Source organism: Acinetobacter sp. FDAARGOS_558 (genome assembly GCF_003937785.1).
Taxonomy (GTDB): Bacteria; Pseudomonadota; Gammaproteobacteria; order Pseudomonadales; family Moraxellaceae; genus Acinetobacter; species Acinetobacter baumannii.
Genome location: NZ_RKJH01000001.1, coordinates 1,750,313 through 1,766,466 on the forward strand (window position 1 = coordinate 1,750,313; position 16,154 = coordinate 1,766,466).

General features: G+C 36.6%; 15 protein-coding genes. 4 read left to right on the top strand and 11 right to left on the bottom strand.

Going from position 1 to position 16,154, the window contains the following annotated elements; all coding sequences use genetic code 11:
* Positions 1-29 precede the first annotated feature (29 nt).
* A complete protein-coding gene (locus EGT34_RS08360) occupies positions 30-1,493 on the bottom strand; it encodes a phospholipase D family protein (RefSeq protein ID WP_001218070.1) in 1,464 nt (487 codons plus the stop codon).
* Between the two features lie 75 nt (positions 1,494-1,568).
* A complete protein-coding gene (gene znuD / locus EGT34_RS08365) occupies positions 1,569-3,644 on the bottom strand; it encodes a zinc piracy TonB-dependent receptor ZnuD (protein WP_000899878.1) in 2,076 nt (691 codons plus the stop codon).
* A 135-nt stretch (positions 3,645-3,779) separates the two neighbouring features.
* Between znuD and EGT34_RS08370 the strand changes: the two genes are divergently transcribed.
* Both EGT34_RS08370 and aspS read left to right on the top strand, forming a co-directional pair.
* The gene (locus tag EGT34_RS08370) at positions 3,780-4,544 is read left to right on the top strand and encodes a DUF4184 family protein (RefSeq protein WP_001116953.1); all 765 of its coding nucleotides are present in this window, start codon (positions 3,780-3,782) and stop codon (positions 4,542-4,544) included.
* Between the two features lie 170 nt (positions 4,545-4,714).
* Positions 4,715-6,493 carry an aspartate--tRNA ligase gene (gene aspS / locus EGT34_RS08375; RefSeq protein WP_000986451.1) on the top strand — a complete coding sequence of 593 codons (1,779 nt, stop codon included), beginning with the start codon at positions 4,715-4,717 and terminating at the stop codon, positions 6,491-6,493.
* 52 nt (positions 6,494-6,545) lie between these two features.
* Here the strand turns inward: aspS and EGT34_RS08380 are convergent, their stop codons facing one another.
* Positions 6,546-7,574, bottom strand: a complete 1,029-nt coding sequence (locus tag EGT34_RS08380; RefSeq protein ID WP_001182445.1) for a stealth conserved region 3 domain-containing protein — start codon at positions 7,572-7,574, stop codon at positions 6,546-6,548.
* Between the two features lie 202 nt (positions 7,575-7,776).
* Here EGT34_RS08380 and EGT34_RS08385 point away from each other — a divergent pair, with 202 nt between their 5' ends.
* Complete coding sequence (locus EGT34_RS08385; RefSeq protein ID WP_001251490.1) at positions 7,777-7,992, top strand: hypothetical protein; 216 nt, start codon at positions 7,777-7,779, stop codon at positions 7,990-7,992.
* A 50-nt stretch (positions 7,993-8,042) separates the two neighbouring features.
* Here the strand turns inward: EGT34_RS08385 and glf are convergent, their stop codons facing one another.
* From glf to EGT34_RS08405, 4 genes are read right to left on the bottom strand one after another with little or no spacing between them, the layout of a single operon-like run.
* Positions 8,043-9,164, bottom strand: coding sequence for a UDP-galactopyranose mutase (glf, locus tag EGT34_RS08390; protein ID WP_000670279.1), 1,122 nt, complete (start codon positions 9,162-9,164; stop codon positions 8,043-8,045).
* A complete protein-coding gene (locus tag EGT34_RS08395; protein WP_024437255.1) occupies positions 9,161-10,000 on the bottom strand; it encodes a DUF707 domain-containing protein in 840 nt (279 codons plus the stop codon). The genes glf and EGT34_RS08395 overlap by 4 nt, the downstream gene beginning before the upstream one ends.
* Positions 10,001-10,031: 31 nt before the next feature.
* Positions 10,032-10,808: a glycosyltransferase family 25 protein gene (locus tag EGT34_RS08400; RefSeq protein ID WP_000760349.1), complete on the bottom strand. Its 777-nt coding sequence runs from the start codon at positions 10,806-10,808 to the stop codon at positions 10,032-10,034.
* 18 nt (positions 10,809-10,826) lie between these two features.
* Complete coding sequence (locus EGT34_RS08405) at positions 10,827-11,594, bottom strand: glycosyltransferase family 25 protein (RefSeq protein WP_000760350.1); 768 nt, start codon at positions 11,592-11,594, stop codon at positions 10,827-10,829.
* A gap of 68 nt (positions 11,595-11,662) precedes the next feature.
* Between EGT34_RS08405 and ghy the strand changes: the two genes are divergently transcribed.
* Positions 11,663-12,553: a glycosyl hydrolase Ghy gene (gene ghy / locus EGT34_RS08410; RefSeq protein ID WP_000934705.1), complete on the top strand. Its 891-nt coding sequence runs from the start codon at positions 11,663-11,665 to the stop codon at positions 12,551-12,553.
* On the opposite strand, the gene EGT34_RS08415 is transcribed toward ghy, so the two are convergent.
* From EGT34_RS08415 to EGT34_RS08430, 4 genes are read right to left on the bottom strand one after another with little or no spacing between them, the layout of a single operon-like run.
* The gene (locus tag EGT34_RS08415; RefSeq protein ID WP_000706926.1) at positions 12,550-13,584 is read right to left on the bottom strand and encodes a glycosyltransferase; all 1,035 of its coding nucleotides are present in this window, start codon (positions 13,582-13,584) and stop codon (positions 12,550-12,552) included. The two genes, ghy and EGT34_RS08415, sit on opposite strands and share 4 nt — an antisense overlap.
* 7 nt (positions 13,585-13,591) lie before the next feature.
* Positions 13,592-14,359: a glycosyltransferase family 2 protein gene (locus tag EGT34_RS08420; RefSeq protein WP_024437256.1), complete on the bottom strand. Its 768-nt coding sequence runs from the start codon at positions 14,357-14,359 to the stop codon at positions 13,592-13,594.
* Positions 14,356-15,111 (bottom strand): polysaccharide deacetylase family protein, encoded by a 756-nt coding sequence (locus tag EGT34_RS08425; RefSeq protein WP_000989967.1) that lies wholly within the window; start codon positions 15,109-15,111, stop codon positions 14,356-14,358. Before EGT34_RS08425 ends, EGT34_RS08420 begins: the two co-directional genes overlap by 4 nt.
* On the bottom strand, positions 15,108-16,136 hold the full coding sequence (locus EGT34_RS08430) for a glycosyltransferase (RefSeq protein WP_000697431.1): 1,029 nt from the start codon (positions 16,134-16,136) through the stop codon (positions 15,108-15,110). The genes EGT34_RS08425 and EGT34_RS08430 overlap by 4 nt, the downstream gene beginning before the upstream one ends.
* Between the last annotated feature and the right edge of the window lie 18 nt (positions 16,137-16,154).

The following is a 16,154-nucleotide window of genomic DNA, read 5'->3' on the forward strand; positions in this document are numbered from 1 at the left end:
CTACTTTTTGGAAAACTTCAAGATAGTAATTAAAAAGTCGATAATCCTGACCATTCCATAAAACGATAAATCCAATACTTCACTTTAGACTCATCGGCATACTTCGCATAGTCCACGCTCATCTGTCTACCTTGTAGGTTTGACCACGAAGTATTGAAGTAATTCTGAGCATCTTTAAAGACTTGATCTTGAACTTTACCAATGACCAACATATCCGTTTCAAGGTTATAATTTTTTAAATTACGGGCTGTAAAATTGGCAGATCCTACAATTAACTCAGCTTGTTGAGCATTATATTTCAAGATCATTTTGCTATGGTTCTGCTCACCATGGGTATCACACCAACGAATTGGAATGCCAGCAGCATGTAACTCTGAAGCTACCTGACGGTTTGGGATACCATTCTTTTGTCTACCAAACGCATCTTTATTTGGATCGAGTAAAACACGAACAATAACGCCACGTTCTTGGGCACTTTTTAGAGCTTTAATAATCTTACGTTCAGACAAATAGAACATACTTAAATCAAGATGTTCTTTAGGTTTAGCCGTATTAATTAATTTTAATACGGCTTCATAGATTGCCCCTTCAGTTAGCACTTGAACTTGAGGCTTGCTAACGTCTTTTTCAAAATCGCCTAATATAAGTGATGGTGAACTACTTCCTGACATTTGCGCAACAGCAGCTTCGGTTTGGAGTACATCAGCAGCTGTGGCTCCATTTACCACCAATGCCACATTAGAATGGCGCGAACTACCATCATGCGGATTTGCTGAGGTCACCAATGACTTCCAACCCGCATCGGTATCAACGACAACAGTTTTACGATGGTTTGCTTTAAAGTTAAATAAGTTCAAATAACTACGTAGCGTAATTTTTTCATCGCCAAATGGGTTGGGTAACCAGCCTTTCTCTGGATTATTGTCAATATTTTGGCAACAGATGTACCAAAACCCTGACCAGAATGGGTTAGAAGCACGTAAAGGTGCCAGATTCGTTTCGATGACATCAACACCAGCTTGGCGTAATTGACGGTAGTGTTCAGGGCTTAGTCCACCATATACCGAATTAATCGGGTCGGTAATCATAACAACCTGAATTTGAGGGTTTTGTCTTTTTTTACTCACTAATGCATCAGTGAGCTCTTGCATCAATGGTCGTTGCTTTAGTTTTGAATCGCCTACTTCTGAATTAAATAAGAACATATCCACCACAATTGTGGTTTTTGCCTCATCAATCATTTTCAAGATTTCATCAAAGATGTGCTGATCAACCTGTTGTTGCCCATTCGCATCAATATACGTTTTATCGGCTAAAAATTTAACATCGGCATGTCTGAGCTTGCCACTAAAGTTAATTCCTTGCGGCAATGGTTTCACTGTGTGATAAATTGCCGATGCAAGATATGCAATAGCAACAACGCAAAGTATGACCGCCATATAACGACGTCCTGACCAATTTAACTTTTGATGAATTCGCTGAAAAATACGCATAAAAAAGACCTAACTTGATAGTTTCAAATTAGGTCTTTTGGCTTGATTTTTCAAGTTTAGTTTCGTGTTGAAGCCTTAGAAACTAAAATCTACACCGACGGTAAAGTTACGTCCAACTTGCGGGATATTTGATAAGAACGACGCATGTTGATAAACCGTGTCATCTAACAAGTTATTCGCTTTTAAATAAACGCGATAATCTGTTTTTGCACCATATTGTCCAGAGTATGCTACCCCTAAATTGAGCATGTTGTAGCCTTCTGTTTCGGTTTCATAAGCCGCAATCTTATCTTGATTAAAGACATGATAGTACTCGGCAGAACCACTAAAACCGTCACCAAAATCTGCATCAACTTTAGTACCTAAACGCCCAGCCGGAATACGTGGAGCATTGCCCTCGGCATCAATCTTACCGCGCACGTAATCGCCAAAAGCACTGATCTTGTACATTGGCGTAATTTGATAACCAATTTCACCCTCTGCACCATAGAAACGAGCTTTATCTTGAGTGTATTGAACTAAACGGAAGTCTTTATAACGGTCAAGGGTTTGCGCATAGATGTAGTCATCAAACCAGTTATGGTAAACATGAAGATGATAATCAAGTTTGTCATGATCAAAATGCAAACCTAACTCAACATTATTTGATTTTTCCTTACTGAGTTGATCATTTCCTAACTCATAAGTATTGGTCGCAAAATGGGCACCATTTGCATATAACTCTTGAGCAAGAGGTAGACGCTCTTGGTGTGATGCTACAAATGAAAGCTTATAATTTGGCGCAAACTCCCAGTTGGCAGCACCTGCATAGGAAAAAGCAGAACCATCAAAATCTTGTTTAGAGTTATCATCTACATCGATTTCTTGCTGATCTGCACGAGCAGAAAGTTCAAAATGAACATCTTTCCATTGTTTATGTTCTAAAGCAAAAACACTCCACTTTTTGGTAGTGGTTGGTGCCATAAATGCTTCTTCACCAGTTAAATTTAGTTTTTGTTGGCCTAACTGGGTACCAATTACCCCTTCCCAATCAGCAATAGGGTTATGGACTAACTCAATACGCCCATCATAACCTTTGTTTTGGAATCGAGTCGCGATTGTCCCTTCTTCAATTTCATCATGCTGATAATCTGTATAGCTCGCTTGGGCACGTAACTTTTGGAAGCCTGCAAATGGATCGTTTAACTCGGTTTTAAAATCATAACGCTCAGATTTTAAGTCAATCCATGGGCCGCCATGTTCGTGCTCATGTTCTTCATGGGCATGAGCCTCTTCACCCTCTTCATGATCATGCTCATGAGCATCACAATGTAAATGTGGTCTACCTGTTAAATGAGCGCTACAGGTTTCATATTCATGGCTATGCCCCGGTAAACCATACTGGTCTCGACGGTTACTATACGAAATACCCGTATAACCGCGATCATAAATCCAAGACAACCCCACATTCACTGAATCACCTTGTGCAAAGGTATTGTCTACACGGCGCTCTTTTTCACCTTCATGAATATAGTTTGGTGCAATATAGTTATTCGCATCACGTGTTAACCCCTCAACACGTAATGCAACTTGGCTTCCCAACCCTACAGTTACACCAGCACTCGCCAGTTTTTCATCACTTCCAGTGTTGTAACGTAAGCCAACTTGTCCTTCATAACCATTTTCAGGCATTTGTGTAGGGATCTTGTTATCAATAACGTTGACTAAACCACCAACAGTTCCCGCACCAAACAATAAAGTAGAAGGTCCACGAATCACTTCAACTTGTTTTGCAAGAACTGGATCTACTGTTACAGCATGATCAGGAGACAAAGTTGAGACATCCACATTTTCAGATGAATTTTGAAGAACTTTAACACGTGGTCCATCTTGGCCACGAATCACCGGACGACTTGAACCAGCCCCAAACTGATTCGCATAAATCCCCACCTCACTATTGAGCGCATCCCCAATAGTGGCGGCCCCTTCAGTCAAATGCTTTTGGTCAACTACAGTATCAGCGACTGCAAAATCTTTTGAAGTTTGCTCAAGGGGGTGCGCCTTGATGCGGATAGTTTCTAACTTCTCAACATTTTCATTTTCTGCTGCAAATACAGGTATAGATATGGCAGCCAAAATGGATAAGGTCAAAATATTTTTATAGAACAACATGAGGTGAGTCTCTAATCGTACGCCTTTTGTTTTGTTATATTATAACATTTCAGTTGTTTTGCAATAAAAAACATTCGCTAATGACATGTTTCGATAGACTCAACTTTTTGATGATGTGAGAAGCTTTCTTTTCTAATGCCTTTTACAATCTCCCATGCAGTTATCGCCACTCCACTTGCTAAATTGAGCCGAAATACGTTACCCATTGCCGCCTTAGCAATTGGCAGTATGACGCCCGATCTTTACCGCTTATTTACAATGCAATCAGGTATGCTGACTCATCAATGGAAGGGGCTTTTCTACCCTAACCTTGCATTAGGGCTATTATTCTCTGCCATTTGGTATTTACTTTACCGACCTGTGGTTTACCGTTTTTTTGGTATCCAACACGATTTAAAACTAGATTCTTTTAGACATTTTTTTAGCTTTTTTATTGGAATCATAATTGCTCTACTCATTGGTATAGCAACACATCTCATTTGGGATGGGCTTACCCACTCAGACTTTAGAACTTTTATATTTCAAGACTTTTTATCGCAAACTGTTCACTTGTTTGGCCGCCCTTATCCATTGCATCGCCTTCTTCAACTCGGTTCTTCTGCTCTGGCATTACCTTTTTTAGGCTGGATGAGTATTCATTACTATCAGCGCCATAAACAGCATTGGAAAGTAAATTATAAAATTAAAATTTTTGCTTGGTGTTTATTTGCTTTATCTACACTTTTAGGCTTATTTTCATTTTGGGACTATGCCCGTTATATTCCCCATGAGGTTTGGCATTCTGATACCTATTATTTTACTGGCCGCTCTATTAATGAGTTTATGCAAGGTTGGTTAAGTACGTTTAGTTTGGGATGTCTATTATTCTTATTTTTAGATCGACAACAAAGAATGGGTTAAATAGCTAAACTTGCTGCCAAATTGCTCATTTTTAGCTAAATTATAGCTGTTTTTTGATCTAGTTCTTGTGGCATGCCATTCAACAGGGCATAATCGAAAACTTATTTTTTTGACGGTGCGCGGTTTACGCATCCGTCTTTTCAGCCAATATAGTTTGGATAATCTTCATCATGATGCGAACTCATTACTGTGGCTCTTTAACTGAAGCCCAAATCGACCAGACCGTTACATTATGCGGTTGGGTACATCGTCGCCGTGACCATGGCGGTGTTATTTTCCTTGATATGCGTGACCGTGATGGTCTCGTTCAAGTGGTTATTGACCCAGATACTCCAGAAGCATTTGCAACTGCAGATAAAGCACGTTCTGAATATGTATTAAAAATTACAGGTCGTGTTCGTCGCCGTTATGAAGGTACTGAAAACCCAAATATGGTGAGTGGTCAAATCGAAGTTTTAGGCAAAGAAATCGAAGTTCTTGCTGCATCTGAAACTCCACCATTCCCATTAAATGACGACACAATTAATGTGTCTGAAGAACACCGTTTAAAATATCGTTTCTTGGACATCCGTCGTCCAGAAATGTTAGAGCGTTTACGCTTCCGTTCTAAAGTAACCAACTTGATTCGTAACTATTTAGACGATCATGGTTTCTTAGACGTTGAAACTCCGATTTTAACTCGTGCAACCCCTGAAGGTGCGCGTGACTATTTAGTACCAAGCCGTGTACAAAATGGTAGCTTCTATGCACTTCCACAATCACCACAATTATTCAAACAATTGTTGATGGTTGGTGGTATTGATCGCTACTACCAAATCGCGAAATGTTTCCGTGATGAAGACTTACGTGCTGACCGTCAGCCTGAATTCACTCAAATCGACATTGAAACATCGTTCTTAAACGACGATGATATTATGGATTTGATGGAAGGCATGACTGTTAAATTATTTAACGACTTGCTTGGCGTAAAATTTGAAAAATTCCGCCGTATGCCATATAGCGAAGCAATGCGTGATTATGCATCTGACAAACCAGACTTGCGTATTCCGTTAAAACTCGTTGATGTTGCAGACTTAATGCAAGAAGTTGAGTTCAAAGTATTTGCAGGTCCAGCTAAAGACCCTAAAGGCCGTATTGCAGCACTTCGTGTACCGGGCGCAGGTTCATTAACACGTAGTCAGATTGACGAATACACTAAATTTGTCGGTATCTACGGTGCGAAAGGCTTAGCGTACATTAAAGTCAATGAAATCGAAAAAGGAATTGAAGGTCTTCAATCTCCTATCGTTAAATTCATCGAACCAATCGTAATGCAATTGCTTGAACGTGTTGGCGCTGAAAATGGTGATATCGTATTCTTTGGTGCGGACAAAGCTAAAATTGTAAATGATGCAATGGGTGCACTTCGTGTCAAGATCGGTCATGACTTGAACCTTGCGACTTGTGAGTGGGCTCCACTTTGGGTTGTTGACTTCCCAATGTTTGAAGAAACTGACGATGGCAAATGGACTTCTGTACACCATCCATTCACATTACCTAAATCTAGCGTAGAAGACGTGAAGAGCAACCCAGGCGAAGCACTTTCTGTTGCTTACGACATGGTATTGAACGGTACTGAAGTTGGTGGTGGTTCACTTCGTATTTACACATTAGAAATGCAAAAAGCGATTTTTGAAGCGCTTGGTATTTCCGATGAAGAAGCAGAAGAAAAATTCAGCTTCTTACTCAATGCGCTTCGTTACGGTGCACCTCCTCACGGTGGTTTGGCATTTGGTCTTGACCGTTTAGTAATGCTTATGACTGGCGCGACTTCAATTCGTGATGTTATTGCGTTCCCTAAAACGAAAACTGCTGAATGTCCACTTACTCAAGCACCGGCTCCTGTTGAAGCAAACCAGCTTCGTGACTTGGGCATCCGCTTACGTGAACAACAAAAGAAAGAAGCTTAATTGCTCTTTAATAAAAAACCCTGCAATTGCAGGGTTTTTTATTAAGAAAATTTTAATGTGTTATCTTTTTCTCAAAACTTGAAACCGTATTAAATTTTTGCTCAAAAATTTGGATAATTTCTGTTTTTAATTTTTCAAAATCGACCACGTGTTCATCGTCATTTAAACAAATCTGTGGAAGTTGCTCATTCTTAATAACATGATTAATTTCAGGAAGATTTTGTATTCTTAAATTAAAGTTCTGTCCACGCTGAAATATATTTACTGGGTAAAAACGAGCCGAACATAACTGCCATAATCGAAATAGGTATTGGTTAACGTCTAAAGGTTGTCTAAATCGATGACTTGATACTTCTTTTAAGTAGCTCTCTTCGTTCCTCCAAACTTCTTCAAACACCGACTTTAGAAACGGTTGGGGTAAATGAGTACTATAAAAGCTTGAGAATTTTCGATTATATAAGCTTAAAAAATTGCCCAAATTATTACTTATCGAATATCGATGATTAAAAAGTGCAGAAGGATTACTCTGAAAGAGTTTTCTCTTATCAAAATATTTATTAATAATTGCGACATCCGTCAAAGCAACTGCGCCTAAAAAGTTCTCTTCCCCCACCACCATCAAAGGTTGTAATTGAATACCATCACAAGGTAAACCATTTTTAAAAAAGAACTCTGGTTCTAAAGGGCTATTAATAAAGGTGTCATCATTAAAATAAACAAAGTGTTCTGCCAAGCCTTCTATTTTATGAATATTGATTTCAATCGCATGTGAATTAAACGTAGGCAAACAATGAGGTTCTATAATTTGATCATGAGTAACTAAATTTAATTTGGGATGATTTTTGACTAAAAATTCGGGAAAATGACCACAGGTTACAAGATGAATTTTCCTTACCCAAGGACAGAATTTCTCAACAGATCTAAACCAGTAATGAAGATTATTCCAGTCACGATAACGACATTGATCAACGAGCTCATCAATCTTGGTTTTTGTTTCTTTGGATTTATAATATATATATTGCTGCTGCCATTTCGTATCGGTTGAGTCCACCCAAATCATTACAAAATCGATCGGCTGCATTAAACATCTATCCAAATAAATGCAGTAATTTACTAGATAAAATTCGATAAAAAAGGAAATCATGGTTTATTAATGTTAATAGAACTTCACAATTCCTCCATAATTTTAATTTTTTTATGCAATTAGCTTAATTAAGGCTCTATTGAGATGATAGTAGGCAAATGGCATAATAACTGTTCTCTTTCTCCCATGGTAATTGATTATGGCAATGCGTCCTGACGTTCGTCGACATGCTTTAGTCGTGATTGTATTTTCTCTCGCACAATGGTTTTTCATGCGCTATATCCTTGCGAATGAATTATTTAACCTTACAACAAATCAACGTATTCTTTATTTCTGCGTAAGTAGTTTAGTCGGCGCATTACTTATTTTTGTTGCGCTGATTTATATGGTCTTAAAAGGAAATGCGGATAAATAATTTTAAAGGCAACATCAATATTTAGATAAATAATGTTGCCTTTTTAATCATTAGGAATGATCAAAAGAATGAGCTTTATTAATAAGCTCTTTTGATATATCTAAAGCCTGTCTGATAGTCACATCCATATCCATATAACTATAAGTTCCTAAGCGACCAGCAAATGTTACTTTCTTTTCTACCTTTGCCAAGGCCAAATATTTATCTAAAACTGTTTTATCATCAGCTAATCGTACAGGATAGTAAGGGATATCATCATCGGTACAATCTGCACTATATTCTTTGAAATAAATAGTTTGCTCATGTGTTTCCCAAGGAGCAAAATGTTTATGTTCAGAAATTCTAGTATAAGGTACATGTTCATCACCATAATTGATGACAGCATTTCCTTGATAATCACCCTCCGAATAATTTTTTTCAAATTTTAAAGTACGATAATTTAACTTTCCTTCGGAATAATCGAACCATTGATCCAATTTTCCGGTCCAAACAATATGATCATATTCAGCTACCAAATCTTTAGAAAAACTTTTATTTAGCTCTACTGAGATATTATTATGATTTAAAATAGACTCAATAATTGAGGTATATCCATTTTCAGGCATTCCCTGATACTTATGTGAAAAATAGTTATCATCATAATTAAATCGGACAGGTAATCTTTTCAAGATACTTGCTGGCAATAATTTAGGTTCTAGTCCCCATTGCTTTTTTGTATATCCTTTAAAAAACGCTTCATATAGATCTTTGCCAATAAATTTTAAAGCTTGCTCTTCAAAATTTTCTGGCTCAACAATACTACTATTTCCCTGTTTTTTAATAAATTCCTTTGCTTCATCAGGAGAAAATCTAGTCTTAAAAAATTGATTAATTGTGTGTAAATTAACTGGAAGTGAATAAACTTCATTATTTACAATTGACTTAACCCTATTCGTAAAGGGTTTAAAATTTCCATGTGAATTGACATATTTCCACACTTGCTCATCATCTGTATGGAAAATATGCGGCCCATAAACATGTTCCATGATTCCTGTTTGACTGTCACGTTCCGTATAGCAGTTTCCACCTACATGGTGCCGTTGATCAATAATAACAATAGAGTGTCCTTTCTCTGCAAGCTCCCTTCCAATAACAGCACCTGTAAATCCACATCCTACGATTAAAAATTTCATTTACTTAGTCCAACTTTATCTAATCCAAAAGAAATTGATGTTCCGTTTAATAAACGACTATCACATCCAGCAATTATTTTTTTTATAAATTCAACATTCTCAGTATTTAGATAAATATTCTGTTGATCTAAGCCACCTTTACAAATTGTTTCCTGACTCAAATCGTATTTTTTTAGTAGGGTATTTAGTTCATCGAGTGGGGTAGTTAATTTCGCTTTTGAAAAAAGGGACGATTTTTTAAAACTCTGTTTACCAACTCCATTACCAGCAGAGCCTACAGGTCGAGTATGAAAGACTTTTACTTCATCAATAATACCAATTTTAGAAGAATCTCCTAATTGTTTTGGCCATAAGTTATCTAATCCCCACCCTGACTTATTTTCTTTGAAGGTGAGATATAAAGACTCAAAAGACTTTCTATTAAAACAAGGAATCATAACTTCTACAAAGTTTGTTTCACGATACTTAAATGATTTATTATTTAATAAAATTCCCCATGAATAATAACTTCTTTCATCAAGGGAAGGTTGAGCCAAATCAAATTTATAATAGTGAAATAAATCAAAAAATTGATTAATAGTTTGTGTATCTGTATCTATATCATCATCTGGCAACCATATTGCGTCATATTCTTTCCAAAAGTCAGTAGTAGTAAAAAAATTATATAACCCTTCCCACTTTGAGCCCTTATAAGGATGAAAAAATTTAATTTTCTCTATATCAAATTTTGGATTATCTCCAAAATAACTTAATGCAATATCATAATTTGCTTCAGTTGAAACCCATTTTTCATGCAGCGATTTATCACCACATCTTACAACAATTAAATTCTTCATAAATTACTCTAACTATATTTTAACACTTAATTTAAAATTCACGATATTGCTCATAAAATAATTTTAACCACCTTTTTTTAAAGGATCGATTGAACTTTTCGAAGATGTTTCTTTCTACTTTACTTTTTTCTGAAAGCAGTTTCCGTTCTAACTCTATACTGCTAGTGGAATGAGTATGAAATATGATTTCAGGATGATCAAATAAGAATGTCGCATAAAAATTAATTTTGGGATAGAACTGATACAACTCATCCCAATGATCGCATACATGTGGTTTATGATGATAATCTAATAGAACTTTAGCCATTTCTTTATCTACCACATAAGCATAAGTGTAAGATAAATCAGCAATACTATAGGGATGCAATTTTAAAATATTTTTATTATAAATTTTTTTGGGCTGAATTTTTCCATAAATACGATCATTTACTTTAAGTTGAATACCACCCAAACTCATAAAGAAGCAACTCTGTAAATTCAAATTTACTACTTCTGACTTAAATTGATTTAAATCAATATCCATAATTTGAATAGCATCATCTTCTAATACTAATGCATATTTTTCATTACTTGTAATAAAATCTCGAAGTGCCTGCATATGGGATAAAGTACAACCTAACTCTCCTGGGCTTAATGGTTGCTTTTGTGTAGCGACGGCCAAGTCAAAATATTCTTTTACTGTAAGCTCTTTACCCTTGATGCCTATTTTTTTAAAGTCATCCTTATATGGCTGAAAATTACTTTGAGAAAAAAAATTTTGTAACCTTGGACTATTATCTGCTTCAATGCTAATAAGATATTTTTTCAAAACAAACCGCCTATTTAGTTAAGTATTTAATTTGTAATTCTGAAGAAAAAAACCTTTGATTTTTTTTACTATATAAGAAAAATCAAAGTCTAATTTATTTTTTGTTATTTTAGTTAACATATCTCTTTCATTTTCTAGATAACTCTTATCTTTTTCATTTTCGATTTCAGGGTGATCAAATATATATGAAACATAAATATTAATTGATTGTTTGGATATTATTAGATCAGCCCATTGATCATAAACTCTTGGGGAGCGATGGAAATCAATTAATATTTTAGCCATCTCGCGATCTACAATATATGCATATGCATATGCTAAATTTTCATAAAAGAAAGGATCAACTTTTAGAACATGCTGATCTAATAAAAAATTTGGCTGATATTTTCCTTTTACTTTACGACAGATTTTCATCTGGATGCCACCGAGACTCAAAAATAAGGGAGTAGTCAGCCCTATCCTTTTGACCTGTTCTTCTAATTGATTAAAATCAACTTCAAAACGTTCGATCACATCATCTTCGAAAATAATGGCATATTCATCGTCAGAGCTCAAAAAATCTTTTAATGCAGCAATATGTGACATGGTACAACCAAGTTCACCCGGTGTCATCGGTTTCTTCTTACCTGCTACACCCTGTTGAAAATACTCACTAACACTTAAATTTTTTCCTATAACCCCAAATTGTTTAAATTCATCGTGATATTTGTAAAATGTTGCTTGAGAGTACAACTTTTTTAGACGTTCACTATTAGCAGATTCAATACTGATTAAATATTTTTTCATTTCATTCAAATGTTAAAATGAGTCAGGGATAGTCTATCTAATTATAGTTATATCGAGTGTAAAATTTAATGCTAAATCGCCTGATTCAAAAAAAATGGTACAAGTACCAACAAGCAAAAAAAGCGAAAACTTTTGACTCCCATTGGTATATGCGTTTTGGCTGGTTAGAGCAACCTTTTTCTACACTTGAGCAATTAGATTCTCTCTTTGAAATTCATTCTCCTAGAAAGTTTACCTTTGCCGATAGCTTTTATGCTCATGAAAATGGACGACATTTTATTTTCTTTGAAGAGGTGGATGATCAACATCCAGTAGGTTTTCTTTCTGTTTTAGAAGTCTTTAAAGATGGCACCTACACACCACCAGAGACAATCTTAAAGCTCGACTATCACCTTTCTTATCCTTGTGTATTTAAGTTAGAAGACACTTGGTACATGATCCCAGAAACTTCTGCCAACAAGACAATTGAACTTTGGAAATGTACCGAATTTCCATTGAAATGGGAAAAACATTCTAATCTGATAGAGAATATCGAAGCAGTCGACAGCACCCCTTTCTATCATGAGGGCTTATGGTATCTTTTTACCTCAACGCGTCGTGATTGTAAAAAGTTTGGTGACCGTTTAGATTTGTTCTTTACCGAAGATATTTTAAATCCTAACTGGCAAGAGCACCCAATGAACCCAGTGTGCCGAGGAAGTCAGCAGTTCCGTATGGCGGGCAAACCTTTTGTTTACAAAGGGCAACTGGTTCGGCCAAGCCAAGATTCTTTAAAACGGTATGGCGGCAATATCGAATTAAAAGCGATTACTCAGCTTAGTCCAGCAGCTTATGAAGAAAAATTACTAGAAGTAGTTTTACCAGACTGGAATCAGGCTGATGATGGTTGCCATACCATTAATGTCGAAGATAATTTCGTGGTACTTGATGCCATCCGCCTTACACCAAAAAATAATTAAGTTTTCAGCAGGCCTTTATAAATATTAAGCGTCTGCTCAGCCATGGCTGGTACAGTCAGTTCAGCCTTGGCCTTTGTATATAGTGGGCTGAAGTCATTTTGAGCCTCAGGTTGAAGGGCATATTCAATCGCTTTTGCTAAACCTTGAGTATCTCCAATTTTGGCTAGATATTGCTCTGGCAACCACTCGATCACACCGTTCACTTTAGTTGAAGCCATTGCTTTATCGGCCTGTAAAGCCTCGACCATAACAAGTGGAAAACCTTCACGATCTGATGATAAAACCACGATATCAGCCAGTTGTACCAGATCACGCGCATCAGTTCTAAACCCAAGGAAAGCGACCCGATTTTGCATGTTCAATTCGCTGACTTGCTTTTCCAAACTTGCTCGAAGTGAACCGTCACCAACAATCCATAAATTGGCATCAATCTGTTGCATCGAATCAATCAATAAGCTGATATTTTTTACTGGTTCTAGACGTCCAATACACATAACAACTTTTTTGCTTGTGTCTAGCTCAGTAAAATCTTTTTGAATCGATTGAAGCAATTTTTCTTTATTTTCAGTTGTAAGTACGGGCTGAGGATATACCCCGTTATAAACTACGTGTGCTTTAGACACTGGAATGCCTTGCGTGAGCGCTTGGCTCACCGCAATAACTGCATCACCTGCTAAATAAGCAGACTTATTCTTTTTAGTACCATGAACAGTCGTTACAAACTTTGGACCAGATAAAAATGGCTTAATGCGGGCAATCAGCTCAGCCGCTTTTCCTGCTTGTGCATGAACAATAGCGGGTTGGATCTGCTGAATAAGATTTTTAAGTTGCCAAAGTAAAAAAATATTCCAACGACTACGGGCAAAATCGATAGCATGAAAATGTACTTGTTGGCTAAACTTGTCTACATAGCAAGGATGTGCAATCACATGTACTTCATGGTTTAAAGCAAGCTCATTAACAAGGTTAAATGTGTGCTGCTCTAATCCACCAACTCCACCGCTAGTTGCCAATACCTGAACAATTTTCATAGCTTGCCTACTTATTTTTATCTTTATTCATGGTCTGTTCAAAAAGCTTAGCTTCTTTTAGAAATGCATAAAATGCATTAATCATACTATTTACGAAACCACGCCAACCATTTAAGAAACTACGGCGAATAAAATAAGATTTCATAAAAGTCACTGGCATCACCAAAACCAATTTTACAATGCTTGGAGACTTTCCTTTTTGGAATTTCTCTAATGCTTTAAGGTCGGAATATTGGTTATTTTTTTCGACCTTAACGAAAATGCTCGACTCACCATAATGGTAAATATCGTGTTGAGCACGTTGAGATTCACCATCTACGATCACATTTTCATGGACTTTATTGGCAAGGTCATAATGCCCTTTAGACCTACGGAAAAAACGCACTTTTGCATGTTTTTTAATATGTTTACTGTTCGGAACACCTAAAAATACATCATTAATTGGGGTGATTAATGCATCAAGCTTGTTCTGTTGAATGGTCTCAACAATTTCTTGTTTTAATTCATTAGATAAGACTTCATCACCATCTAGATTGAGCACCCAATCATTACGGCACTTTGCTAAAGCCAAGCTTTTTTGTCCAGCATAACCTTGCCAATCTTGGTGAGAAATTTGCGTATTTTCAAAGCGCTTTGCAATTTCATAAGTATTATCAGTACTGCCAGAGTCTAAAATAATGACTTCATCAAACTCACTGACACTTTGTAAAGTTCGCTCTAACCAAGCACCACAGTTTAAAGTGACAATATAAACACTACATGGAATTTTATTCATAACTTATAACGTCCTTTAGCAAGGGCGATACGCATCTGTAAAGCATTCATGGCGCCATGTGTGCTGACACGTGGAATATTAAATTGGTTAACAGCTTCATATGCTTCGATTTTTTTACGAGTCGATACTGCATTTTTAAAGCCAATTTCTTGGGCCATTTTCTGGTGCTTTTCGTTAAATCGACCAAATGGATAAGCAAAACTCGGGCACTTCCCAACTAATGCTTCAACATCACGCTTAGACTGAAGCATTTCGTCATAAGCGGTTTGGTCATCAAGTTTAAGTAAGTTCACATGATGTTGAGTATGCGCACCAAATTCAATTAAACCAGAGTTAGCCATTTCATGGATTTGCTCATGAGTAAGCTTTTCAATACCTTCAATTTGCGTTGCTAAATAAATAGTTGCTTTCGCGTTATATTTTTTGAGTAGTGGATAGGCATAAAGATAATTATCCATAAATCCATCATCAAAACTTAAAGCAACCACATTCTTTTGATTACGATATTGTTCAAGCTCAGAAACAAAGCAAAAGATAGCCCCTTTACGCGTTAACAACGTTAAGAGTTGTTCAAACTTTTCAGGAGGCATATTCATGCCAGAAGCAGCATCTTTAGGAGTGACCTGATGTAACATCACAATGCGAGGTAGTTTACTCGAACGAAACGGAAGCCAGAATGTATAATTACCCAGCACATATAACAGTGCAGCAAGTGCGAGCAGGCCTACCGCAACGTACAAAAACCACATCATGCATAAACCTCATGTGACCATTCATAATCTTCTGAAAGGGGCTGCTTAAATGTCACTTCAACCATAAACTGGGTGATGCGTTTAGCATTGAAAGACTTACGCGTTTTCTCCCAGCCCTCTTTCGCTATTTTTTCAGCCTGCTCTGGGTTTTGATCAAAGAATTGTATCTTCTTAGCCAAGTCAAACTGATCATCAAAGTAAACCACTTCCTGCTCAGTATAGAGTTTCTCAAAGCCTGGAATTCTTGGGCTAAAGGTAAGTAAACCATTACCAGTCAGCTGAACAATACGATCAGAGCTATATAAGGTTACATCATTACGGCGTGAGTAATTGAGCCCCATTTTTGTTTCAGATAGAACCTTATAATAAGCCTTACCATATACACCTGGCTGTTCAAAACAACCATAATATTGATAATTTACATGGCCTTGTTGCAAAGCCTCTGCCAAATCCTTTAAGAATTTCTCGCGCTCAGGCTCTTTATAAACAACACCGCAGAAAATAAAAGTTTTGTCAGTCTTTGAGTTTGAAAATTGCTGTAGTGTTTCTACATTGCGGTGACCCACATTCGGCATATAAGCCACACTTAAATGGGGCTGTTTTAACTTTTGGAGATATTCTCCACCTGTTGTGCAGAAAATAGCATCTAGATAAGGTGAAAATGCTTTTACAAAGTCGAGTTTGTTTTCAAGATAAAGCGGGTCAACATACCAAAATGCAATTTTAGTATTGGGATAAGATTCTTTAATCTGTCTTAAAACATCTGGACTCATCAAGTCGCTATGACCAATCAGCACCAAATCAGGCTCAATATTATTAACAACCTTGAGTACTTCTTTATTGGCCCACTTTGCCCCTAATTTTTTGGTTTTAAAGATTGTCCCCATTCGCGCCATGTCACGGAAACTAAAATCATAAACGAAATGGCCATTTTCAATTAATCCGGCAGAAATTTTACGGTCTGTGCAGTAAAAATGTGCGCCTTGTTTATTAAAGCCAAAATTTGCAATATGCAATATTTTCATTTATTTACTCAAAATAAA